The sequence below is a fragment of the Arthrobacter sp. E70 genome (assembly GCF_058266945.1).
This window is the reverse complement of the sequence record NZ_JBYQFR010000021.1, coordinates 26,296-49,755: the sequence shown is the minus strand read 5'-3', so window position 1 is coordinate 49,755 and position 23,460 is coordinate 26,296. Positions and strand designations below refer to the sequence as shown.

The 23,460-nt window shown below is 68.3% G+C and carries 21 protein-coding genes; 11 read left to right on the top strand and 10 right to left on the bottom strand.

Features of this window, described 5'->3' with window-relative positions; all coding sequences use genetic code 11:
• Positions 1–9: 9 nt before the first annotated feature.
• From AC3IMC_RS19470 to AC3IMC_RS19460, 3 genes are all read left to right on the top strand, one after another.
• Complete coding sequence (locus AC3IMC_RS19470) at positions 10–438, top strand: metallopeptidase family protein (RefSeq protein WP_490920476.1); 429 nt, start codon at positions 10–12, stop codon at positions 436–438.
• A gap of 10 nt (positions 439–448) precedes the next feature.
• Positions 449–1,369 carry a cation diffusion facilitator family transporter gene (locus AC3IMC_RS19465; RefSeq protein ID WP_490920470.1) on the top strand — a complete coding sequence of 307 codons (921 nt, stop codon included), beginning with the start codon at positions 449–451 and terminating at the stop codon, positions 1,367–1,369.
• Positions 1,370–1,549: 180 nt separating this feature from the next.
• Positions 1,550–3,034 carry a C40 family peptidase gene (locus tag AC3IMC_RS19460; protein ID WP_490920468.1) on the top strand — a complete coding sequence of 495 codons (1,485 nt, stop codon included), beginning with the start codon at positions 1,550–1,552 and terminating at the stop codon, positions 3,032–3,034.
• A 40-nt stretch (positions 3,035–3,074) separates the two neighbouring features.
• Here the strand turns inward: AC3IMC_RS19460 and AC3IMC_RS19455 are convergent, their stop codons facing one another.
• From AC3IMC_RS19455 to AC3IMC_RS19435, 5 genes are read right to left on the bottom strand one after another with little or no spacing between them, the layout of a single operon-like run.
• On the bottom strand, positions 3,075–3,965 hold the full coding sequence (locus AC3IMC_RS19455; protein WP_490920466.1) for an ABC transporter permease: 891 nt from the start codon (positions 3,963–3,965) through the stop codon (positions 3,075–3,077).
• Positions 3,955–5,025, bottom strand: a complete 1,071-nt coding sequence (locus AC3IMC_RS19450; RefSeq protein WP_490920465.1) for an ABC transporter ATP-binding protein — start codon at positions 5,023–5,025, stop codon at positions 3,955–3,957. The genes AC3IMC_RS19455 and AC3IMC_RS19450 overlap by 11 nt, the downstream gene beginning before the upstream one ends.
• Before the next feature lie 38 nt (positions 5,026–5,063).
• Positions 5,064–6,257, bottom strand: coding sequence for a LolA family protein (locus AC3IMC_RS19445; protein WP_490920463.1), 1,194 nt, complete (start codon positions 6,255–6,257; stop codon positions 5,064–5,066).
• A 47-nt stretch (positions 6,258–6,304) separates the two neighbouring features.
• Positions 6,305–9,094: a PEP/pyruvate-binding domain-containing protein gene (locus tag AC3IMC_RS19440; RefSeq protein WP_490920461.1), complete on the bottom strand. Its 2,790-nt coding sequence runs from the start codon at positions 9,092–9,094 to the stop codon at positions 6,305–6,307.
• Positions 9,095–9,125: 31 nt separating this feature from the next.
• Complete coding sequence (locus AC3IMC_RS19435; RefSeq protein WP_490920460.1) at positions 9,126–10,166, bottom strand: universal stress protein; 1,041 nt, start codon at positions 10,164–10,166, stop codon at positions 9,126–9,128.
• A gap of 426 nt (positions 10,167–10,592) precedes the next feature.
• Between AC3IMC_RS19435 and AC3IMC_RS19430 the strand changes: the two genes are divergently transcribed.
• A complete protein-coding gene (locus AC3IMC_RS19430; RefSeq protein ID WP_490920474.1) occupies positions 10,593–11,216 on the top strand; it encodes an FAD-dependent monooxygenase in 624 nt (207 codons plus the stop codon).
• 28 nt (positions 11,217–11,244) lie between these two features.
• Here AC3IMC_RS19430 and AC3IMC_RS19425 read toward each other — a convergent pair whose 3' ends face one another.
• Positions 11,245–11,883: a copper resistance CopC family protein gene (locus tag AC3IMC_RS19425; protein ID WP_490920459.1), complete on the bottom strand. Its 639-nt coding sequence runs from the start codon at positions 11,881–11,883 to the stop codon at positions 11,245–11,247.
• A 110-nt stretch (positions 11,884–11,993) separates the two neighbouring features.
• On the opposite strand from AC3IMC_RS19425, the gene AC3IMC_RS19420 reads away from it, so the two are divergent.
• Entirely contained in the window at positions 11,994–13,433 is a 1,440-nt protein-coding gene (locus AC3IMC_RS19420) for an NCS2 family permease (RefSeq protein WP_221385372.1), read from the top strand.
• A gap of 66 nt (positions 13,434–13,499) precedes the next feature.
• On the opposite strand, the gene AC3IMC_RS19415 is transcribed toward AC3IMC_RS19420, so the two are convergent.
• Entirely contained in the window at positions 13,500–14,804 is a 1,305-nt protein-coding gene (locus AC3IMC_RS19415; RefSeq protein ID WP_490920458.1) for a cation:proton antiporter, read from the bottom strand.
• 204 nt (positions 14,805–15,008) lie between these two features.
• Between AC3IMC_RS19415 and hutG the strand changes: the two genes are divergently transcribed.
• Positions 15,009–15,962, top strand: a complete 954-nt coding sequence (gene hutG / locus AC3IMC_RS19410) for a formimidoylglutamase (RefSeq protein ID WP_490920457.1) — start codon at positions 15,009–15,011, stop codon at positions 15,960–15,962.
• A gap of 40 nt (positions 15,963–16,002) precedes the next feature.
• Here hutG and AC3IMC_RS19405 read toward each other — a convergent pair whose 3' ends face one another.
• A complete protein-coding gene (locus AC3IMC_RS19405) occupies positions 16,003–16,671 on the bottom strand; it encodes a response regulator (protein WP_490920456.1) in 669 nt (222 codons plus the stop codon).
• Positions 16,668–18,248: a sensor histidine kinase gene (locus AC3IMC_RS19400; RefSeq protein ID WP_490920473.1), complete on the bottom strand. Its 1,581-nt coding sequence runs from the start codon at positions 18,246–18,248 to the stop codon at positions 16,668–16,670. The genes AC3IMC_RS19405 and AC3IMC_RS19400 overlap by 4 nt, the downstream gene beginning before the upstream one ends.
• A 226-nt stretch (positions 18,249–18,474) precedes the next feature.
• On the opposite strand from AC3IMC_RS19400, the gene AC3IMC_RS19395 reads away from it, so the two are divergent.
• The 4 genes from AC3IMC_RS19395 to AC3IMC_RS19380 are packed head-to-tail and all read left to right on the top strand — an operon-like array spanning position 18,475 to position 22,008.
• On the top strand, positions 18,475–19,485 hold the full coding sequence (locus tag AC3IMC_RS19395; protein ID WP_490920454.1) for a Bug family tripartite tricarboxylate transporter substrate binding protein: 1,011 nt from the start codon (positions 18,475–18,477) through the stop codon (positions 19,483–19,485).
• Positions 19,482–19,985: a tripartite tricarboxylate transporter TctB family protein gene (locus tag AC3IMC_RS19390; protein WP_490920453.1), complete on the top strand. Its 504-nt coding sequence runs from the start codon at positions 19,482–19,484 to the stop codon at positions 19,983–19,985. The genes AC3IMC_RS19395 and AC3IMC_RS19390 overlap by 4 nt, the downstream gene beginning before the upstream one ends.
• Positions 19,985–21,619: a tripartite tricarboxylate transporter permease gene (locus AC3IMC_RS19385; protein ID WP_490920451.1), complete on the top strand. Its 1,635-nt coding sequence runs from the start codon at positions 19,985–19,987 to the stop codon at positions 21,617–21,619. The genes AC3IMC_RS19390 and AC3IMC_RS19385 overlap by 1 nt, the downstream gene beginning before the upstream one ends.
• Positions 21,616–22,008 carry a universal stress protein gene (locus AC3IMC_RS19380; protein WP_490920449.1) on the top strand — a complete coding sequence of 131 codons (393 nt, stop codon included), beginning with the start codon at positions 21,616–21,618 and terminating at the stop codon, positions 22,006–22,008. Before AC3IMC_RS19385 ends, AC3IMC_RS19380 begins: the two co-directional genes overlap by 4 nt.
• Before the next feature lie 25 nt (positions 22,009–22,033).
• Here the strand turns inward: AC3IMC_RS19380 and AC3IMC_RS19375 are convergent, their stop codons facing one another.
• Positions 22,034–22,912, bottom strand: coding sequence for a fumarylacetoacetate hydrolase family protein (locus AC3IMC_RS19375; protein WP_490920447.1), 879 nt, complete (start codon positions 22,910–22,912; stop codon positions 22,034–22,036).
• A 193-nt stretch (positions 22,913–23,105) separates the two neighbouring features.
• On the opposite strand from AC3IMC_RS19375, the gene AC3IMC_RS19370 reads away from it, so the two are divergent.
• Entirely contained in the window at positions 23,106–23,366 is a 261-nt protein-coding gene (locus AC3IMC_RS19370; RefSeq protein WP_490920445.1) for a hypothetical protein, read from the top strand.
• Positions 23,367–23,460: the final 94 nt, after the last annotated feature.

The following is a 23,460-nucleotide window of genomic DNA, read 5'->3' as shown; positions in this document are numbered from 1 at the left end:
AGTCGGGATATGCCAGCCAATCTCCCGCCGGGCCTGCCCATCGTTCCCGGCGGCCCGCACGAGCCTTCCGGGTTCAACATGTCGGCGGACGAGTTCGAAGCAGCCGTCGAGGATGCCCTGCAGAGCATCCCGGAGAAGCTCGCCCGCGCCATGGACAACGTAGCCGTGTTCATCGAGGACGACTACGTCCCAGGACCTGGCGAAGACCCCGAAACCGTGCTGCTGGGACTGTACGAAGGGGTTCCGCTGACTGAACGCGATTCCTGGTGGGATGCCGGTTCCCTCCCCGACCGCATCACCATCTTCCGCGAACCCATCATGGACATCTGCAGCTCACGCGAGGATGTCATTCATGAAGTGGCCGTGACCGTGGTCCACGAAATCGCACACCACTTTGGCATTTCCGACGAACGGCTCCACGAGCTGGGCTGGGGCTAGCCTTGTAAGCATGGGACACGACCACAGCCACGCGCACGGCATCACCGCCACTGGCAGGCACCGAAAGCGCCTGCTGGCCGTCCTGGGTGTCACGCTGGGCGTCGTCGTCATCCAAATCGTTGGTTCCGTCCTGTCCGGGTCGCTCTCCCTGCTGGCGGACGCCGGCCACATGCTCTCCGATGCGGCGGGCGTCACCATCGCCCTGCTGGCGACGTGGATCGCGGGACGACCGGCGAGCGACCAACGGACCTACGGCTACCAACGCGCCGAAGTGCTCGCCGCACTGGCCAATGCACTCATCCTGATCGTGATCGCAGTGGTCATTTTCACGGAGGCGGTCAGGCGGTTCGGGGCGCCGCCGGAGGTGCAGACGGACATCATGCTGTTTGCCGCCATCCTGGGTGCCGTAGCCAACCTGGTGTCGTTGGTGATCCTGCGCGGGGCACAGGAGGAAAGCCTGAATGTCCGGGGCGCCTACCTCGAAGTGCTGGGTGACCTGCTGGGATCAGTCGCGGTCATCGTTGCGGCGCTGGTCATCATGGTCACTGGTTTCGAGGCGGCGGACACCATTGCGTCCGTCCTGATCGCGCTGCTGATCCTGCCACGGGCCTGGAGTTTGCTGCGGGACGTGGTGGACGTCCTCCTCGAGGCCAGCCCCAAAGGGGTGGAGGTCCAGATGATCCGGGAACACATCCTGTCCGTCGACGGCGTCACCGACGTGCATGACATCCATATCTGGACCATCACGTCCGGCGTTCCGGTCTTCTCGGCCCACGTGGTGGTGGAGGACGGGGTCCTTAACGCCCGGGGCGCCGACCAGCTCCTGGACAAGCTGATCAGCTGCCTGGGATCGCACTTCGATACGGACCACTGCACGTTCCAGTTGGAACCCGCCAGCCACTCCGAGCACGAGGCGCACCAGCACGCGTGACCGCGACACGCGGGGTGGAACGTCCGCACGAATGACACAGCTGTGGTTTATGTTACTGATGTGACTGCTGTTGCTAAAGTGCAAACGCTGGCGTAACCTCGGACTGCTGGCGGGCAGCTGAGGGGCACACACGTGCCACATCCAGGACCTCCCAGCCTTACCGTTGCGAGGTCTTTGCAGATGGCTTTACCCGGCTTGGGACGCAGGACGGCCGTGCTATGCGCCGGCGTCGTACTTTTGGCGTCCACTACAACGCCCGCAGCCGCTGTGCCGGCGCTTGCACCGTCCTTGGCTGTCCCGGCTTCACGGGAGATTCCCTCGCCGGAGGACATCGCCGCGGCGAAGGCCAGCGAGGCTGCCACCGCAGACCAGGTGACGGCGATCGAAGGCATCCTCGCTGAGGCGGCAGCGGCCCAGCAAGCCTCGTTCGCGGTAGCCATGCAGGCCAACAACGCCTACAGCGAAGCGCTCGTGGAACTGCAACAGAGGACGGCCGCCGCCTCGCTTGCCGCCGCGCGCGCTTCCGCCGCGCGGGAGCAGCAGGACAAAACCCGGAAGCAGGTAGGCCAGCTCGCTGGGGACCTGTACCGCAATGGCGGGCTGAACCCCACCCTCGGAACCCTGGCCAGCGGCGGCGAGACCCTGCAGCAGGCGGCCACGCTCGAAGCACTTTCGGCCAGCCGCAGCCGGGCCTTTGACGCTGCAGACGCGGCCGCCACCGCGTACCGCTCCCTGACCGCAGCCGCCGAGGACGCCGGCAAGGCCGCGGATGACGCGGCCAGGACTGCGGAGCAGCGCAAAACCCAGGCGGAGCAGGCAAACACCGCGCAGGCCAAGGCCGTGGCCGATGCGAAGGCGCAGCGGACGGTCCTGGTGGACCAACTGGCACAGCTTCGCAACACTACAGTGGCGCTGGAGTCGGCCCGGGTGGACGCGCTGGACCGGCAGCGTGAAGAAGCCCGGCTCGCAGCGCTCTCGGCTGAGGCCGACAAGGCGGCTGCCGACAAGGCGGCTGCCGACAAGCTGGCGCAGGACCAGGCAGCGAAGGATGCTGCAGCCACGGACACTGCAGCGCCGCGGAACTCCCCTGCGCGGGATGCGGCCCCGGCCGCTCCAGCTCCCGCCGCGCCTGCCCCGGTTCCGGCTGCTCCTGCGCCTCCCGCCCCGGCACCGGCCCCTGCTGTTCCCGCGCCGGTTGCACCTGCGCCTCTTGCTCCCGCTCCGGCCCCCGTTGCACCCGCACCGGCACCCGCGCCCGCGCCGGCGCCAGCTCCCGCTCCGTCGAGCGGGACAGGCTCGTACGAAGTGGCCATTTCCGTAGCGCTTGGAAAGGTCGGCGCTCCGTACTACTACCAGTGGGGCGGCACGGGCCTGTACGGCTTTGACTGTTCAGGACTGGTGCAGAACGCCTTCGCGGCGGCCGGGACCTACCTTCCGCGCACGGCCACCCAGCAGTACGCCGCAGCCCCGGTCCACGTTCCCATCTCCCAGGCCCGCCGTGGCGACCTGGTGGTGTGGGGTTCGGCGGGCAACTTCTACCACGTGGCCATCTACCTGGGGAACGGACAGGTGGTTCAGGCGCTGAATCCGCAGGAGGGCATCACGGTGTCGTCCATCAGCTCCATGGTGGGGATGGACCTCTACCCGTACGCGGCCCGGTACTGAACAGGTCCCCGGGAAGCCGGCCCCTCCAGGTACCCGCCCCTCAGCTCAGGATGTCTTTGCTGACGAAGCGGCCGTAGGCGAGTGCGCCGAACACCACGATGTACCCGGCCTGGAGCAGGGCGTTGCTGGCAAATGAGTCCCACAGCAGCGGCTGGCGCAGCATGTCGCCGAACCCCAGCCAGTAGTGGCTGAACAGCCAGGGGTGCAGCCACTCCAGCTGGGGAAGCTGGTCCAGTACCTGCGAGACCACCGACACCACCACGGTGGCCGCCATGGCACCGACCGGAACCACGGTCAGGGTGGACAAGAAGAGCCCTATCGCGGAGAGACCCGCCAGGGACACCGCAAGGTATGCAGCGATCAGCACAATGCGGAGGGCGGCTTCGGGCGGCTGGACCACGCCCCCGGACAGCAACGTCACCGGGCCCACGGGGAAGAGTGCCGCCCCGATGGCCGCCCCGGCAAGCCCCACGGTCAGGGGTGCTACCACGCAGAAGGCGAGCGCGCCGGCGTACTTGACCAGGAGCAGCCGCACCCTCCCGGCCGGTGCCACGAGCAAGTACCGCAAGGTGCCCAGGTTCGCCTCCCCCGCGATGGTGTCCCCCGCCACCACCCCCACCGCGAGTGGCATGAACAGGGGGACTGACACCAACATGGCCGTGAAGGCCACGAACAGGCCGTTCTGGGTGATCCGGTCCAGGAAAGCGGGCCCGCGTCCGGGCGGGACCGCGGAAGAAACCCGCACGGCGACGGCGATGAGCACCGGGATGGCAGCCAGCGCCAGCAGCAGCGCCCAGGTCCGACGCCGCCCGAACAATACCTTCAGTTCCGAGCCCAGCAGGGAGAGCCCGGAGCTTCGCGGCGCGGGTACCTGTGCGGGCCTGACTGCCGCGGCCGCGTCCGGCGTGTCCGCGGGTACGCTACTGGGCAACGTCGAATCCTTCCCCCGTGAGGGCAACAAAGCGGTCCTCCAGGCTTTCACGCTCGACGGCGAAGCCCCGGACCCGGACGCCGGCGCGGACAAGCTGCGCCACCACTTCCTCCGGGAGGAGAGCAGACCGCCCGTCCAGCCCCGCAACGATGCTTTCGCCGTCCGCCTGCCCCAGTGCCTGCCCCTGCCCCAGTACCTGCCACTGCGCCGATGCCGCTGCCCGTCCCGGAAACTCCTGTCCTGAAAGCCCCGGTCCTGAAAGCCCCTGTCCCGGCGCCGGCTCCGCGTCCAGCCCAAGCCCTGCCAGCACCTGCCGTGCCTGGCCGCCGTCGGGGGTAACAAGCCGGATCAGGGTGTTTCCTGCCTGCCGCAGCTCAGCCAGCGGCCCTTGGGCCACCAGCCTGCCGGCACTCATCACGGCAGCGTGGGTACAGATCTGGTCCACCTCGGCCAGCAGGTGGCTGGACACGAAAACGGTGGTTCCCTCGTTGGCCAATGACCGCACCAGGTGGCGTACCTCGCGGGTCCCCTGCGGGTCCAGTCCGTTGGTGGGCTCGTCCAGCACCAGCAAGTCGCGCGGCGAAAGCAGTGCGTTGGCTATCCCCAGGCGCTGCTTCATCCCCAGGGAATAGGCGTGGACGCGCTTGCCCGCTGCATGCCCCAGCCCGACCCGTTCCAAGGCGCGCTCCACCCGCGCCTTGCGCGTGGCAGGGACAGTGTGGGGGCTGGCGGAATCGAGCCGGTGGAGGTTCGCCGCGCCCGAGAGAAAGGGATAGAAGGCGGGGCCCTCCACCAGGGCACCGACTCGCGGCAGTACCTCATGGAGCCTGCCCGGCATCTCCAGGCCGAGCAGGCTCACCGTGCCGGCAGAGGCGGCCGCAAGGCCAAGCAGCATCCGGATGGTGGTTGTCTTGCCGGATCCGTTGGGGCCCAGGAATCCGAACACGGATCCATGCGGGACGGCCAGGTCCACGCCGTCCACGGCGAGCTGCTGGCCAAACCGCTTGCTCAGGCCGTGTGTTTCGACCGCCAGGCCGGCGGACCCCAAGGCCGTGCTCACTGGGCCGTTCTCACTGTGCCATGCTCACTGGGCCGTTCTCACTGGCCCGCAGCTGCCACGGCCTGGAGCCTTTCCGGCGGCACCATCCCGGCAAAGACGCGCCCGTCGTCCATGATGAGCACGTTCAGCAGTGCGGTGGAGAGCAGGTGCCCACCGGGAACGACGACGGCGGCCTGGGACAGGAGCGGATCGCGCAACAGCGACTCGGCGGGCGAGCCGGAGGAGGCCTGGGCGGGCAGGCCCACCACCGCATCCCAGGACTTGCCCGTCACGGAGGGGTGGCCCTTGGCCATCTGCGCGAAGAACTGGTCGGGCGTGATGGCGATGCCGGGCTCGTGGAAGCTGCCGGGCAGGTGGGACTTTTCCGGGACCTGGATCTCCTTGACAGTGCTGCCCGGCGGCGGGGCAAAGCTGAACAGCGACGGGTCCGGCGCGCCAAGGGACAGGCTGGTGAAGCCGGAACGGAAGGCGGGCTTGTCGGCTCCGCGGGCGGTCACCTGGACGGAGAGGGGCATCCCGTTCCTGCCGTCAACGGCGACGGTGACGCGGCCTACCAGGGTTGCATCCGTCCGCGGTTCAAGGACCAGGTTGTAGGCTGCCCGGCCGGCGACGGCTACGTCCGGGCCGACAGTAACGGACGTGGTGGGCTCAACCTTCGCCAGGAACTTCTGGGCCAGGTCGCCGGGAGTGGGGATGGCGTGCATGAGCCGCCCCTCATCCGGGACGGCGGTGTCCCCGGTGTGCGCAGGGAGAGTCAGGTGCGCGGCACTGTTGTCTTTCGATGAGTAGAACCAGACGTCGTTGCCATGGTGTATCACGTCCCGCTCGGCCAGTTGGTCCACCACCTGCAGACGGGCATTGTCTTTGCCGTCCACGTAGATGCGGGCGGTGTGGTCTCCGGACAGCAATTCGATCACCGGGGCCGCACCGCTGGCGGACGCCGGCCCGGTGGGCTTCCCTGCGGGGGGCAGTTCGGGCAGTCCCAGCTCCGAGGACTGCTCCACGGTTCCGGAGAAGGACTGCACCTGGTGGCTGGCCAGCAGCTCAAGCACCTGCGCCGGCGTTTTGGCGGGAAGGGGGTCACCGGCACGTGCGGGGATGGACCCGGCCAGGACCCCCGCGGCGATCACCGCAGGCGCCGCGACGGCCGGTAGCCACCGCAGCCATGCCCGGCGGCCTAGCCTGTTCCCTCGCTGGAGCTGTTGACTGGAACCCGGTCCGTTGGAGCCCATAGGTCAAGCGTACGCCGGTGCAGGCAGTCCATACGCGTGGGAACGCCCTAATCCTGCAGCGCTGCCGCGCGCTCCGGCACCACGGTGCCCGATCCGCCGTCGACCGTTATTCTTTGTCCGGTAGCTATCACACGGGTGGCCTCCGGAACCCCCACGACGGCAGGAATGCCGTATTCCCTCGCAACCACCGCACCGTGCGAATTGGGGCCGCCCATCTCCATCACCAAGCCGCCCGCCGTGAGGAACAGCGGTGTCCACCCGGGGTCCGTGGACGGGGCCACCAGGATCTCCCCCGGCTCGAGGCGCGCACCCACGGGGTCCAGGACGACGCGTGCACATGCGGTCACCGTCCCTGCCGAGGCCGGGCTGCCCGAGAGGGTTCCTTCGGCGGCATTCCCGACGGCGGTCCGCACCGCCTCGGGTTCCGTCCCGTCCGAGAGCAGCACCCTGGGGATGTGGCGGCGCGCGAGCTCACGGTCGTAGTCCCCGCGCCGCGCCGCCACGAGTGGCCGCAGGTCCGGGACCGGCGTTCCTCCCGTCCCTGTAAGCGCCTGCCGGACTTCGTCGAAGGCCAGGAAGAACACGTCATCCGGCCGTTCGAGCCTGCCTGTGCCCGCCAGTTCCGACCCCACCAGCAGCAGCTGCCGGCGGACCTCCCCCAGGCCCACCACAAGCTGGTATTTGGGCAGCTCCCGCAGGCCGGCGAACAGCCGCGCCCTCCGCAGCGCGGCCCGGACCAGCATTCCCCGGATCCTGCCACGGGCGGCGGCGCGGGTGGCGAGCTGCTCCACTTGCGCTTCCGCTTCCTCGGCTGCCCTGCTGAACTGCACGTCCGGCGCGAGGGCAGGGTTGTCCAGCCGCAGATAGTTGGCCAGGATGCCCAGGATGTGCGCCGGTTCCTCGGACCAGCGCGGCTGTCCCACGTCGATTTCGGCCACGGCCCGGTGCCCGTACCTGTCCAGGAACCGGGTCAGCCCGGCCTCCAGGCGGGCCGGCAGCTGCCCGGTGTGGAAAGCTTCCGCCAGGACGGCGTTGTCCCCGGCCATGAGGGCGCTGCGTGACTCGGGGTCGTCGCGGATTGCTTCCGCAAGGTGCCACAGTTCCAGGTCCATCTGGGTGGTGATGTTGTTCGGCAGGCCGCGGATCACCGGCTGCAGTTCATCCCACGGGTTTCCGCCCAGCAGTTTTCCCGCAACGCCGAGCATCGCGAACCCCAGTGCCGGAAGGGGAAGAACAGTCGGAACGATCAGGAACAGGCGTGAGCCCAAAAGTGACTCGGCGTGATCAAGGCGCGCCAGCGGGCCGGCAGCGTCGTCGAGCACCAGGGAGGCCTCGAATTCCCTGGTGAAGCGGTCCAACCGTCGGAGGGCCGCCTCCGGCCGGACCAGCGCACGAAGGAGGGTGGAGGGAACCTTGGCGCGCGCTGCCACGGGCGCCACGTGGCGCAGCAGCCCGAAGGGCGTCCTCGTGGTCACCGAAAATGCCGGGTCCTCGAACAGTTGGCGCATGACCGCCGCTGTCCGGGCCTCCATGATGTCGAAAACCCGCGGAACGATCCGGCGGCCCACGGCGCTGCGAATGGGAGTGGTGAAGTCGACGTAGATCCGCTGCCCGGCCTCGGCGTACGGCGACGGCCCGCGCCTCGGGTCAGGCACAGGGAAGCCTGCGGCGGTGGCGATGGAAGAGGCGATAAGGCGGACCGCCGCAAGACCCATGGGCGTGAGCGGACGGGTGAGGCCCTGGGCGAGGCTGAAACAGAGGTAGGCCCGGGTGCCGCCGACAGGGTTCCTGCCGGCCGGGACGTTCCCCGCTGCGCCGTTGCTCTTCGGGACCGGGTAGAGCGTGGTGATAGGCCTCGACTGCGTGAGCCAGAGGGCGCCCGCACTGTCGATGGCCCATTCGGTGTCCTGCGGGGCACCAAAATGTGCTTCGGCCAACTGCCCCAGCCGCACCAGCCCCGCCACCTGGGGGTCTGTCAGGCACGGTGTCCCGCTGGCGGCACGCGACTGCCGGACCTCCGTTCCGCCGCCGGGAAGGGGCCGGATCTCCATGCCCTTATCGCCGGTCTTCCGTTCCAGCACCTTGCCGGTCAGTGCATCCACCACGAAATGGTCCGGGTTGACCGCCCCGGACACCACGGCTTCGCCGAGCCCCGGGCTGGCGTCGATGACAGTTTGCCGCCGGCTTCCGGTGAGGGGATTCGCCGTGAACATGACGCCCGCCGTGTCCGCGTCCACCATCCGCTGGACCACCACGGCGAGGGCCACGCCGGCCGGATCGATTCCCAGGCTGGCCCGGTACGCAGTTGCCCGGTCGGTCCACAGCGAGGCCCAGCATTTTTGGACGGCGTCGAGGAGCGCAGGCACCCCCACCACGTTGAGGTAGGTCTCCTGCTGGCCGGCGAAGCTTGCGAACGGCAGGTCTTCGGCAGTGGCCGAGGACCGGACCGCCACCGGCACGTCAGGCCCGAGTGCCGCATAAGCCTGCGCCACCGCGTCGGACACCGCGGCCGGAACGGGCGCGGCCAGGATGGCCGCACGGGCCGCTCCCGCCAGCCCGCTGACGTCCGGAGGTTCCTTGGCGGCCGCATCCCCTGCGGTTTGGAGGGCGGCGTATACCGCGGCCAGGCCGGGAAGCACGGCTCCGGAGCCGGAGACCACCTGCCGGTAGGCCGTGGTGGTGAGGCAAAAGCCCTCCGGGACCGGCAACCCGGCAGCAAGCAGTTCCCCAAGGTTGGCGGCCTTGCCGCCCACCAGCGCAAGCAGGCCTGCATCGACCATGCGCAGGTTCCGGACAAGCCCATCGGGCCCGCCGCCAGGTATCCCGTGCCGCTGCATGTCCGTGTCCTCGTGTGGGAACAGGGGCGGGTTAGGCGGCGTCTCCGAGCATCGGACCGAACCGCGCACGGTCTGCAAGGCGCGGGTCCTCGCGGTCCGGCACCACCATGACGGGCCCCTTGGCGTGATGGAGCACGCCGTCGGAGGTCGAGCCAAGCAGCATGCCGGTGAAGCCGCCGCGGCCGCGGGTGCCCACTACCACCAGCTCGACGTGCCGGCTTTCCTCCACGAGCACGTCAACCGGAGAGCCGTCCCTGAGCTCGTAGTCGGCCTGGAGGTGGGGGTAGTGGCTGCGAAGCCAGGCCATGCCGGCGTCCAAAGTGGTCCGGATATCGTCGAACAGGGCCTTCCGGTCCATCGGCGCCGGGACCCACGCGAGGGAACCGCTGTATTGGGGAACGGCACAGACGACGCGGAGGGCAGCGCCGAGGCGCCCAGCCTGGTCGGCGGCCTCCAGGACCGCAACCCGTGCCTGCTCGGAGCCGTCAACACCGACCACCACGACGTTCTCCACCTGCCGGTGCCCGGCTTTGGCCTGCTCGGCCTTGATGCGCCGGTCCTCGGTGGTCTCGCCGAGCCGGTCCGAACAGAACAACGGGACGGTGACGGTGGGGCATTTGGCGTGTGCGGGCAGCGCGCTGCTCACCGAGCCAAGGAGCCTGCCCACGAAACCCCCGCGCCCCCGAGTGCCCACTACCAGGAGTTCGGCGCTTCCGGACATCTCCAGCAGCACTCCGGCGGCGTCGCCGTTTTCCACCGACGAAGTGGCATCGATGTCGTACGTGGAAACTTTCTCAAGGGCCTGCTTGGCGATGGCCTCGGCGCCCTCACGGATAACGGAGTCATCCACCGTGGCGTAGCCGCCGTCCAGGCCGGACGCCGCAAAGATCGGCACTGAGTAGGCGGTGACAATGTGCAGGGGACGACGGCGGCGCTGGGCTTCCCGCGCAGCCCACACCAAGGCGCACTGGCCGTGTTCGGAGCCGTCAACGCCCACCACGATGCCCTCTGGAGCGGCCGATACCCCACGGCCGTCCTGTGCAGGGTCCGGATGCAACTCATGTGCGCCCATGGGGGCCGCCTCCTCGCGTAACTGCCTGATGTTGCGGCTATTCTGCCAGAAAACGGGCTTCGCCCCGTGCGCCCGGCCCGGAGCCGCAACCGCGGGGAAAATCCGCCTCCCAGTCCTCACTATTCTCCGTAGCATCCGGCTTAGCAAGCGCGCGGCCGGGCCCTGAAAGCCGCTTATCCACAGGCCGCGGGCCGCGGCGCGGAAAGCGCCTTCAGCGTGGGAAGAATCTTGGCGTTTCGGGCTACCCACGGGCGCGATTGTTCTGTAGTCTTCAGGACATTGTTGGTCCGGGACGCCGACTGCCACTTCCTGTCAGCACGCTCCCGGCCATGCGCTGCGGCCGTGCCTGGGTGGCACCGGCAGGCGCGCCGGCGAGGATGCCGGCACCTGACGAAGCTTCGAAGGAGGGAAACTGTAGTGTCAAGCATGCCTGGGAGTGCCGGGACCGAACAGACCACCACTGTCATCATTGGCACGGGCCTGTCAGGGCTGGCCGTGGCCGCTGAGTTGCGGCGGCACGGTGTGGACTCCATTGTGGTGGACGGACTGGACCTCCTGGGCGCCGGGCAGCCTGCCAACACAACCTCCCTGCAGCGCTGCGACGCCGCGGATTCAGACACCCTGCGTGAACGCAACGAGATCCTGCGCCACCTGCGCAACTACGCCGCCAGCCACAGCGTGGACATCCGGAACACGACGCGCGCCGTGCAGCTCACCATGCTGGGACCGGCGGACGGCACCGGCGCGCCGCAGTGGCAGGTGCACACCCCCACGGGCCTCCTGGTGGCGGACCATATCGTCCTGACCCGTTGCGCCCATAGCCAGCTGCGGCGCATGATCAACGACTTCGGCCTGGCGGTAGGCCGGAACGTGGCGGCGGCCATGCGGGCCATCGGCATCTACCTTGTAGGGGTCGGGGAACTCATCACGCCCTCGCCCAAGGAAGTTCTCCGCCAGGCCAAGACCGTGGGCCAGGCGATCTCCGCCAGGGTAAATCCGCACGGCGGCGGCTTCCCGGCAACGGGAAGCCTTGCCATGCTGGGCTGCTGACGGACGCGCCGGATCCCGCCGCCGCGGGTTACTCCCCGTCCATGTTGTCCCCGACGCCGTTATCGGCGTCGCCGCTGAGCCGCCGCCGTGCCAGGATGCCCAGGGCGGCGAGCAGGCCCACCGCCACGGCTGCAAAGATCACGATGCTCCACTGGAACGGCTCGCCCGCACTGGCCGGCGCGGACGGCTCCTCCGTCACCCCGGGCCGGGCGGTGCCCATGCCCGGGACTGTGCCCGCCGTCGTCGAACTTCCTGCCGTGGGCTGCGCGGAAGAACCCGCAGCCCCGGCGGCGGCGGTGAAAGCAAATGTCCCCTCGATGGGGTGGGAATCAGAGCTGACAACGCGCCATGCAACCGTGTACACGCCGGCCGGGCCGCCCGGCCGAAGCTTCTGGGTGGCCACGTTGTCCACGATCTGCACGGACCCGTCTGCCCATTCGGTGCCGGATGCGTCCTTGACGGAGAAGGACGCGCCGATACCCAAGGGCTTGTTGCTGAACGTCACCGACACCTCGTCCGGCGGGGCCGCGAGCGTTGCCCCCTGCGCCGGGCTGGTGGACTCTGCGGCATCGTGCGCCGCCGCCGGGCCGGCCAGGCCCAGGGCAGAGGCGGCAACGATGAGGAGACCGAGCAGCAGGCTCAGGAAAGGGCGGCGGGTGGAACGCATGCGGGACTGCTCCTTGTGTTGGCTTCCTTACAGACTAGGCGAATCTGCGCGCCCCACTGCTGCCGGTCCCTTAGGATGCAGGTATCCCCACACACTCCCCCGGAGGACTAATGCTTAAGCAAGGCTCTGCCCTGGACCGGTATTTCAGGGTCACCGAGCGCGGCTCCAACCTTTCCCGCGAGATCCGCGGCGGGTTCGCCACGTTCTTCGCCATGAGCTACATCGTGGTGCTGAACCCCCTGATCCTGTCCGGGCCCGACTCCAGCGGCACCACGCTGGGCTTCACCGCTGTGGCAGCGGTGACCGCCTTCGTCGCGGGCCTGCTGACCATCCTCATGGGCGCGTGGGGCCGGCATCCGTTCGCACTTGCCACCGGCCTGGGCGTCAATGCCTTCGTGGCGGTCACTGTGGCCACCAACCCCGGACTGACCTGGCCGGACATGATGGGCCTGGTGGTCCTCTCCGGCCTCACCATGCTGGTCCTGGTGCTCACCGGCTTCCGTACCGCCGTCTTCAAGGCCGTCCCGGACGGGCTCAAGACCGCCATCGTGGTGGGCATCGGCCTGTTCATCGCCCTGATCGGGCTGGTGAACGCCGGGTTCGTCCGGCGTATCCCGGACGTGGCAGGGACCACAGTGCCCGTGGGCCTGGGCTTCGAAGGCAAGCTCCTGGGCTGGCCCACGGCCGTCTTCGTTTTCGGCCTGATCCTGACCATCGCCCTGGTGGTGCGGAAGGTCAAGGGTGCCATCCTGATCGGCATCATCACCTCCACCGTGCTGTCCGTGATCCTTGAGACCACGCTGCACATCGGCCCCAGCTTCGACGGCAAGAACTTCAACCCGCAGGGCTGGTCCCTGGTGGCACCCGCGTTCTCCGGCTGGGCCGCGCCCGACCTTTCCCTGATCGGCAAGGCCAACCCCTTCGGCGCCTTCGAGCACCTGGGCTTCGTGGCTGCCACGCTCCTGGCCTTCGTCATCCTGCTCAGCATCTTCTTCGACGCCATGGGCACCATGGTGGGCCTGGCCAACGAGGCCGGCACGGTGGACGAGCACGGCAACATCCCCGACGTCGACCGTGTGCTCCAGGTGGACGCCCTGGGCGCCATCATCGGCGGCGGTGCGTCCGTATCCTCCAACCAGATCTACGTTGAAGCCGGCGCCGGCATCGGCGAAGGCGCCCGGACCGGCATCGCCTCGATCGTCACCGGCCTGCTGTTCCTGGTGGCCATGTTCTTCACCCCGCTGATCAACCTCGTTCCGTTCGAGGCAGTGGCCCCGGCGCTGGTGGTGGTGGGCTTCATGATGGTTTCCCAGGTGGGCAAGATCGACTGGCAGGACTGGGGCATCGCAATCCCGGCGTTCCTGACCTTCACCCTGATGCCCTTCACGTACTCCATCGCCAACGGCCTGGGCGCCGGTTTCATCGCCTACGTCCTGATCCGCACCGTGCAGGGGCGGGTCAAGGACATCCACCCCCTGATGTGGGCCGTGGCCGCAGCGTTCGCGCTGTTCTTCGCCATTGGCCCGATCGAGGCCGCGCTGGGAATGTAGCTCTTTCCGGCACGACGGGCTGGTGCGGCATCGGCCGCACCAGCCCGTCGTCGTCTCTGGAAGTGCCTATACCGGGGTGTTCGGCGCCAGCCCCTCGTCGCCGGACACCGCAACCGCCTTCTTTTGCCGCAGCCGGTCCAGCCGGTTCATCAGCGGCGACGTGGTCGCGCCATGGATCACGATGGACAGCGCCACCACCAGCCCCACGAAGGACCAGAGCCATTGCCCCTGGTCCGCGAAATGGCCCTCGTCCAGCGCGAACGACAGGTAGTACACGGACCCGATCCCGCGGATACCGAAGAACGAGAGCGCAATCCGTTCCCGTGGACCGGTCTTGCCGCCCAGCAGCCCCACCCAGCCCGCCAGCGGCCGGACCACCAGCAGGAAAGCCAGCGCCACCAGCAGCTCCGCGAGGCCGACCCCGGACAGCAGGCCGCGGGCAATGGCACCGCCAAGCAGCACCAGGATGACCACGGTCAGGAGCCGTTCGAGCTGCTCAACGTAGGAGTGCAAAATCCGGTGGTAGCCGTGGGTGCGCTCGGCTGCGCGGATGGTCAGCGCGCACACGAAGACTGCGACGAAGCCATAGCCCTCCACCATTTCCGTCAGGCCGTATGCCAGGAATGTCGCGGACAGCGCCACGAAACCCTCAGAGTGGTTGGACAACCGCAGGCTGTCCCGGCGGGCTGAGAAGAACAGCATGGCCAGCAGCTTCCCGGTCAGGAATCCCACCAGCAGGCCAAAGGCCAGCCGCCACAGCACATCCATCCCAAGCCAGCCGGCAAACCAGCCGGACGACGATCCGCCGGCGACGCTGATGGCGATGGCCAGGTACACGAACGGGAAGGCCAGGCCGTCGTTGAGTCCGGCCTCCGAGGTGAGGCCGAACCGCACCTCGTCTTCCTTGTCGGCGCTGTCGTCGTGGTCCGCCGGCTCACCCACCTGCACTTCGGAGGCCAGGACCGGATCCGTGGGCGCCAGGCTGGACGCCACGAGCAGGGCGGCCCCAAGCCCCAGGCCCAGGAACCACATCCCCAGCAGGGTGAGGGCAATGATGCACAGCGGCATGGCGATCCCCAGCAGCCGCCACGTGGTGGACCAGCGCTTCCGGCCCACGGGCCGGTCCAGGGCCAGTCCCGCACCCATCAGCGAAACGATCACGCAGATCTCCGCCAGGTGCATCACGAAGTTGCTGTGCTCCACGGGGTTCGGGTCGGGGAGCGTCGGAATCAGTGCGAACGCGGCCGTTCCGGCGCCGAGGAACACCATCGGCATGGACAGCGGCATGTCGCGCAGGAGCTTCGGCAGGACCGCGGCGACGAAAACCGCCACGCCGGCCGCGGCGAAAAGAATGTCGGGTGCTTCAAACATGGGCTCTCCAGCCTGGGATTATTGCGTGGTCCGGCGCAGGAGCCTCCTGCCGCTTTAGGGCGGACTGGTCCCACCCTATCCCCCCGTACCCATCCCGGCCGCCGTTCCCCGCAAAGCCTTGACGTTCCGTGGAGTTCTTGGATCCCGGACAGGACGACGGCGGTGGCGCTGGTTTTCAGCGCCACCGTGAGGTGAGCTTGAGGCATGGCTTTCACGCTCCCCGCCGTCGACGTCCCGCCACAGCCCTGGACCGGAAGGTTCGACGGCGACGGCCCCGAACACTGCCGCTGGTGGCAGGCAGTGGCCGCGTTCAATCCCGCCACCGCACCTGGGCCGGGTGCCAAGCCCGTGGCCCTGCTGGGCTTCGCAAGCGACGAGGGGGTGCGGCGCAACAAGGGCCGCACCGGCGCGGCCGCCGCTCCGGCCGCGATCCGCAAGGCGCTCGGCCCCCTGGCCTTCCATCTGGGCCGCACGGTCAGCGACGCCGGCGACGTGGTGGTTGCCGGCGAAGCACTGGAAGCGGGGCAGGAACGGCTTGGCGATGTGGTCACCGCCCTGCTCGACGCCGGCCACCTGACGGTTGTCCTCGGTGGCGGCCACGAAACCGCCTACGCCAGCTACCTCGGAGCCAGTGCTTCCGCCGCGGTGCAGGGCGGGCAGCGGCTGGGCGTACTCAACCTCGATGCGCACTTCGACCTCAGGGACGAAGCCGTACCCAGCTCCGGCACGCCGTTCCTCCAGATGGCCCGCGCCGAAGCGGACGCCGGGCGCGAATTCCGCTACGCCGTCGTCGGAATTTCGGAACCCAACAACACGAAGGTCCTGTTCGACACCGCGGACAAGCTGGGCGTCCGGTACCTGCTGGACGAAGACTGCGCGGCGGAGCGGGTCAGGGACTTCGTGGCCGGTTTCCTGGCGGACATCGACGTCCTTTACCTGACCATCGACCTGGACGTGCTGCCCGCGGCTGTAGCCCCCGGCGTGAGCGCCCCGGCCGCGTACGGGGTTCCGCTGCCGGTCATTGCGGCGGTGTGCCGGCAGGTGGCCCGGAGCGGAAAGCTGCTGCACCTCGACGTGGCGGAACTGAACCCGGACTTCGACGTCGACGGCCGCACTGCCAAAACGGCGGCCCGGCTGCTGGACACGCTGCTGCGCTGAACCCGCGCCCCGGCAAGGAACCCCGGCAAGGCCGGCCGGGTCAGGCGCCCTTCAGCACGTACCGGCGCTCCGGGCGTCCCACACCGTATTTGAGCCGCACCTCCGCCAGGCCTTCGTCGTGCAGGTACTCCAGGTACCGGCGGGCGCTGACGCGGGAGGTGCCCAGTTCTTCCGCCACCTCGGCTGCCGACAGGTCGCCGGCGGCAGCATTCAGCGCGGCCTCCACCAGTTTCAGCGTTTCGATGCTGCAGCCCTTGGGCAGCGGACGTTCGGTGCGGTCCAGGCCGAAGACGCGGTTGACGTCCGACTGCTCAGCCACGTCCTTGGACGCAGCCAGGCTTTGGTAGGCGCTGCGGTAATGCTCCAGCCGCTCCTGGAGGTCCGTCTGGGAGAAGGGCTTGATCAGGTAGTGGACAATGCCGCCGCGCAGCGCCTTGCGCACGGTTTCCACCTCGCGCGCCGCACTGATGACGAGCACATCGAGCTCCGGGGCCACCGCCCGCAGCCGCTGCATCAGCTCCAGGCCGTTGATGTCCGGGAGGTGGATGTCCAGCAGCACCAGGTCCGGCTGGAGCCGTTCAGTTTCGGCCACGGCCTGGGCGCCGGTGTGCGCCGCGCCTACCACCGTGAAGCCGGGCGTGCGCTGGATGAACCCGGCGTGCACCTTGGCCACCATGAAGTCGTCATCGACTATCAGGACCTTGATCATGGTTTATTACTGCTTCCTTTCAGGACGGCGGTGAAGACTGCGCCGTGGTCGTTGGCCACCGTCAGGTTCCCGCCGCTGCGGCGGCATACCACCCGGGACAGCGCCAGCCCGAAGCCCCTGCTGCCGGCCGGGCCCGGGTCCTTGGTGGTGAAGCCCTGACGGAAAATATGCTCGGCGGACGGTCCGGGAATGCCGGGCCCGGTGTCCCGCACGGTCACCACGACGTCTCCGCCTTGTTTGCCTTCCACCCGGACCGTGACGGCTGCCTGCGGAAGTCCGGTGACGGCGTCGAACGCGTTGTCTACCAGGTTCCCCACCACGGTGGTGAGGTCGCGCGACAGCTCGTCGTCCACCTTCTCCAGGGCGGAGTCGGGATCCAGCTGCAGGACCGCGCCGCGCTCCGTGGCCAGGCTGGACTTGGCGATCAGCAGGGCAGCCAGCGCGGGATCCTTGATCCGGCTGGTGACCTCGTCGTTGAGCCGCGTCCTGTCCAGCGTTGCGCCGTTGACGAATTGGACCACGGAATCGTACTCGCCAATCTGGATCAGGCCGGAGATCACGTGCAGCTGGTTGGCGAACTCGTGCGCCTGGGCCCGGAGCGTGTCCGTGGCGGTGCGGGTGGTGCCCAGCTCCCGCTCCAGCTCGGACAGCTCAGTGCGGTCGCGCAGGGTGGTCACCGAGCCGATCACCCGGCCGCGGGACTGGATGGGCACCCGGTTCATCACCACCAGCCGGTCGCCCACCAGCACCAGCTGGTCCGGCCCGGGCTGTTCGCGGGTGAGGACTTCCTTCAGGGCGGGTTCGACGGCGAGGCCGGCCACCCGTTTGCCGACGCAGTCATCCGGGAGCCCGAGCAGGGAACGGGCGCTGGCGTTGGCCACGGTGATCCGTTCATGCGGGTCCAGGGCCACAACGCCTTCCTTCAGGCCCTGCAGCATGGCTTCACGGTTCTCCACCAGGCCGGTGATCTCGCTGGGCTCCATGCCCAGGGTCTGGCGCTTGACGCGGCGCGAGAGCAGGAAAGAGCCCGCGACGCCGAGTACGCTGGCCACCCCGAGGTAGGTAAGCAGGTTCGGGACGGCATCCCCCAGCCGCTCGAGGACGGTGGGGTAGTTGCGGCTGATGGAGGCGATCCCGATCATGTGCCCGGTGTCGTCGAGGACCGGGACGTGCGCGGACAGGAGCGGGGTGGCCGCCCCGCCCACCACTCCGGTCCACGCCCGGCCTTCCATCACCCTGCTGGCACCGAGCTCCAGCGGCCGGCCCAGCAGGCTGGGATCCGAGGACGCCACCACGGTGCGGTCCATGGTGGCCAGCGCCACCTGCGAGGAGCCGGAGACGATCCGCACTGACTCCGCGACGGCGGGTAGGACGGCGCCGCCCCGCGGTCCGGCGTCGGGCAGGAGCTCGCGCACGGTGGGGTTTCCGCCCAGGGCCTCCGCCGCCGAGAGCGCGCGCCGCCCCTCGATACGTTCAAAGGCTGCCGCGGACTGGGCCAGCGAGATGGCAACCACGCCCACCAGGACTGCCAGGACGATCAGCAACTGCAGCAGAAGGTACTGCCCCGCGAGGGACATTCCTCGTCGTCGAGTCACAATGGTCTTCCTGGAGTTTGGGTGGGTGGTACCGGGAACTATATCCCAAGCCCCGCTGACAGGGCCTTCGGTGGGGTCCGACGAAACGTGAACGCAATGAACACAACTTTCTCTGCGTACACAAGAGTGATCACCGTCACCGCCGCCCCTAGCATCGAAACCACAAGTCAGCCGATGCTGATCAGATTTTGATGAGAAGAGGAACACCATGCGCCAGATCCGCGCATTGCGAGTCGCCGCCGTCGCCGCCGGCCTCGCCCTGATGGCCACCGGCTGCGGTGCCACCGGCAAGAGCTCCACTGGTTCGGAAAGCACCGGCGCTGCTGCCGGTCCCATCACCGGCCTGCAGATCATGGTCCCCAACACCCCCGGCGGCGGCTACGACACCACCGCCCGCGCCGCCGCGAAGGTCCTCGACGACGAGAAGATTTCCACCAACACCGAGGTCTTCAACCTCGCGGGCGCCGGCGGCACCGTAGGCCTGGCCCGCGTGGTCAACGAAAAGGGCAACGGCGACCTGGCCATGCTCATGGGCCTGGGCGTCGTGGGCGCCAGCTACACCAACAAGTCCGAATCCAAGCTCACGGACACCACCCCGCTGGCCCGCCTCATCGAAGAGCCCGGCGCCATCATGGTCAGCAAGGACTCCCCCTACAAGACCATCGACGACCTGGTGAAGGCATGGAAGGCCGATCCCGGCTCCATTGCCGTTGGCGGCGGCTCCTCCCCCGGCGGCCCTGACCACCTGCTGCCGATGCAGCTTGCCGGCGCCGTGGGCATCGACGCCACCAAGGTCAACTTCGTCTCCTACGACGGCGGTGGCGACCTCCTGCCCGCGATCCTTGGCAACAAGCTCGGCTTCGCCGCCTCCGGCGCCGGTGAATACCTGAAGCAGATCGAATCCGGCGAAGTCCGCGTCCTGGCCACCAGCGGCGAGAAGCGGCTGGACGGCGTGGACGCACCCACGCTGAAGGAATCGAACATCGACCTCGTGTTCACCAACTGGCGCGGCATCGTGGCCCCTCCGGGCATCAGCGACAAGGACAAGGCTGCCCTGATCGCCGCCTTGGAGAAGATGCACGGGACTGACGGCTGGAAGGAAGCGCTGAAGACCCACAGCTGGACCGATGCCTTCATCACCGGCGACCAGTTCAAGACGTTCCTCACCGAGCAGGACAAGCGGGTCGCCGACGTCCTGACCAAGCTTGGGTTGGCGTGACCTCCCTGACCACAGGCCTGAAAGGCCGCTCCGAGCTGGGAGTCGCACTCCTGCTCGGGGCGGCCGGCGTCATGGTCTTCCTGGACGCCAACGGCCTGGTAACCCCGTATTCGAAGTCCGACCCAGTGGGGCCCAAGACCGTCCCGTTCATCGTGGCCGGCATGCTGGTGGCCTGTGCGGTGCTGCTGGCCATCAACGTGCTGCGTGGCGGGAAGGGCGAAGCTGAGGGCGGCGAGGACGTCGACCTCACCCACCCCGCCGACTGGAAGACGATCCTGCCGCTGGCAGGAGCGTTCATTGCCAACATCCTGCTCATCGACTGGGCCGGCTGGGTCATCTCCGGGACCGTCCTGTTCTGGGGCAGCGTCCTGGCACTCGGCAGCCGCCGCTACATCCGGGACGGGCTGATCTCCGTTGCCCTGTCCCTGCTCACCTTCTACGGCTTCTACCTCGGCCTGGGCATCGCACTGCCGGCCGGCCTCCTGGAAGGAATCCTGTAATGGACGTCTGGTCCTCCCTGATGGACGGTTTCGCCACCGCCCTGACCCCCATGAATTTCCTGTACGCCGTGATCGGCGTCATCCTGGGCACCGCCGTCGGTGTCCTCCCCGGCCTCGGCCCCGCCATGACCGTCGCATTGCTGCTGCCGGTCACCTACGCGCTGGAACCCACCAGCGCCTTCATCATGTTCGCGGGTATCTACTACGGCGGCATGTACGGCGGCTCCACCACCTCGATCCTCCTTAACACGCCCGGCGAGTCATCGTCGGTGGTCACCGCCATCGAAGGCAACAAGATGGCCAAGGCGGGCCGGGCGGCGCAGGCGCTGGCGACGGCGGCCATCGGCTCATTCGTTGCCGGCACCATCGGCACGGCGCTGCTGGCCGTCTGCGCACCGATCGTGGTGAAGTTCGCCGTCAGCCTCGGCGCGCCCAGCTACTTCGCCATCATGGTCCTGGCCCTGCTCGCCGTCACCGCCGTTCTGGGCTCCTCCCGGCTGCGCGGGTTCGCATCCCTGGGCCTCGGCCTGGCAATCGGCCTGGTGGGCATGGACTCCGTCACCGGCCAGCGCCGCCTGACCTTCGGCCAGCCGCTCCTGGCGGACGGCCTGGACATCGTGGTGGTGGCAGTTGCCATCTTCGCCGTCGGCGAAGCCCTGTGGGTGGCGGCCCACCTGCGCCGCACCCCCATGCACATCATTCCGGTGGGCCAGCCCTGGATGGGCAAGAAGGACTGGCAGCGTTCCTGGAAGCCGTGGCTGCGCGGCACGGTCTTCGGGTTCCCGTTCGGCGCACTGCCTGCCGGCGGCGCCGAGATCCCCACCTTCCTGTCCTACGTCACGGAGAAGCGCCTCACCAAGCACCCGGAGGAGTTCGGCAAGGGCGCCATCGAGGGCGTGGCCGGTCCGGAAGCCGCGAACAACGCTGCGGCCGCCGGCACCCTGACCCCCATGCTCGCCCTGGGCCTGCCTACCAACGCCACTGCCGCCGTCATGCTCGCCGCGTTCACCAGCTACGGCATCCAGCCGGGCCCGCAGCTCTTCGCGAGCGAAGGGCCCCTGGTGTGGGCGCTGATCGCCAGCCTCTTCATCGGCAACCTGCTGCTGCTCCTGATCAACCTGCCGCTGGCACCGCTGTGGGCCAAGCTGCTGCAGCTCCCCCGCCCGTACCTCTACGCAGGCATCCTGTTCTTTGCCACGCTGGGCGCCTACTCGGTGAACCTGCAGGCGTTCGACCTGGTGATCCTGCTGGTCCTGGGCGCGCTCGGGTTCATGATGCGCCGCTTCGGACTCCCCGTCCTGCCGCTCATCCTCGGCGTGATCCTGGGTCCGCGCATCGAAGGGCAGCTCCGCAAGACACTGCAGTTGAGCGCAGGCGACCCGGCAGGGCTCTTCAGTGAGCCGATCGCCGTCGGCATCTATGTCATCATCGCCCTCATCCTGGTGTGGCCGTTTGCCTTCAGGATGTTCCGGCGCAGGCGTCCGGCTGCAGTTCCTGCCGCCGGGGCTGAGTCCGCCGGGGCTGAGTCCGCCGGGGCTGAGTCCGCCGGGGCACCGGCCCTTGCCACGGAAGCCGAAGATACGGTCCACTCGAACCACAATGCCGTCTATTCCGACCATAAGGAGCAACCATGACCGTCGTTGTGGGATATGTCCCCACCCCCGAAGGCGAAGCTGCCCTGACCCAGGCCATCACCGAGGCCCGCAAGACCAACAGCACCCTGGTGGTGATCAACTCCTCCAAGGGCGAAGCCGCAGTGGATAACCGCTTCGCGCAGGACGACGACATCCAAGGCATCGAGCAGCGGCTCGCCACCCAGGGCATCCAGCACGTCATCAAGCGCCCTGTCCGGGGCCATGATGCGGCAGCCGAAGTGCTGGACGCCGCCGAGGAGCACAAAGCTGAGCTGATCGTGATTGGCCTGCGCCGCCGCACCCCGGTGGGCAAGCTGATCATGGGCAGCACGTCCCAGCGCATCCTGCTGGAGGCGGACTGCCCGGTCCTGGCCGTCAAGGCCGGCTAGGCCACACCGGCTAAGTAGACGCCGGCTAAACCGTTACGGCCGCCGGCGCCCGGAACAACTCCTGGCGCTGGCGGCCCAGGCCCTCCACTTCTACCTCCACCACGTCGCCGGGCTGGAGGTAGGGAAAACGGCCGCTCAGGGCGACGCCTTGCGGGGTTCCCGTGAGGATCACGTCCCCCGGTTCCAGCCGCATGTACTGGCTGCAGTGGTGGACCAGCGTGGCGGCATCAAAAATGAGTTCGGACGACGAAGAGTCCTGCCGCGGCTCACCGTTCACCCAGCTGCGCAGCCGCAGGTTGCCGGCGTCAATCCCGTCTGCCGGAACCAGCCACGGACCCAAGGGCGTGGAACCCGGCAGCGACTTGCCCTTGGTCCACTGTCCGCCGGCCCCGGGCAGCTGGTACTCACGTTCAGAGAAATCGTTGGCCGTGACGTAGCCGGCAATGCAACCTGCCGCCTCCTGCGTGGAGGCGAGGTAGCTGGCTTCTTTGCCGATCACGATGCCCAGCTCCACTTCCCAGTCGTATCGGGTGGAGCGCGGCGGCATAGGCGCCGGGTCGCAGGGGCCGGTAACCGTGTTGCTCGGCTTGAGGAAGACCACGGGAATGGTGGGTGGCTCTGCCCCCGATTCCGCAGCATGGGCGGCATAGTTCATTCCTATACCCACTACTGAGCCGGGCCGGGCCACCGGGGAACCAATCCGAAGCGAAGCAGCACCCTCCAGGACCGGCAGCTCCCCCGCTTCCAGGGCGTCCCTGGCCTTGTCCAGGCCGCCGGCAGCCAGGAACGCGCCGTCCACGTCGGACGTGAGGGGAAGCAGGCTGAAATACCGGTCACCGTCCGCCGAGGGGACCAGGACGGCAGGTTGTTCGCTGCCAATATCGCCAAGGCGCATGATCTTCATACCGAATTCTCCTTAAGGTCTTTTTAGGGCTTTCGGAGCCCGCGACGGCCCGTTTCCATGGTCGTTCATACCCTGGGATCCCTGCGAACATACGCTTTATGACCGCTGCCCAAAGGCCAGACATCTGACATTATCGGCGGGAATCGGTAGAATAGTGGTGCCATCTTGGCACGAAACACAGAAAGTTCAGTACATGACTACAGCCACTTTGGAGCGGGTCCCCGCCGCTTCCGAGACCACCGAAGGATCCGCCCAGCGGTCCATCAGCCTGGAATTTTCCAGCGCCCGCCAGGTGCATGCCGGACTCGAAGAGGCCGTCGCCCAGCTGATCGAGGTTGCAGCAAAGGATGCCTCCTGCGGCATCCTGGTCACCCGGCTGCACCCGGGCCGCTACACCGTCGCCCTGGACGAATCAGTGCCCTTCGGCGAAACCTACGAGTCCATCGCTGCCTGATCCGCATCCGCCTGCCAGCCAGTGCCGCGCCCGGCCGCACTCGCGGCTGCCAGCAGAAATCCCCGCCCAGCCAGAAGGCTGGACGGGGATTTCT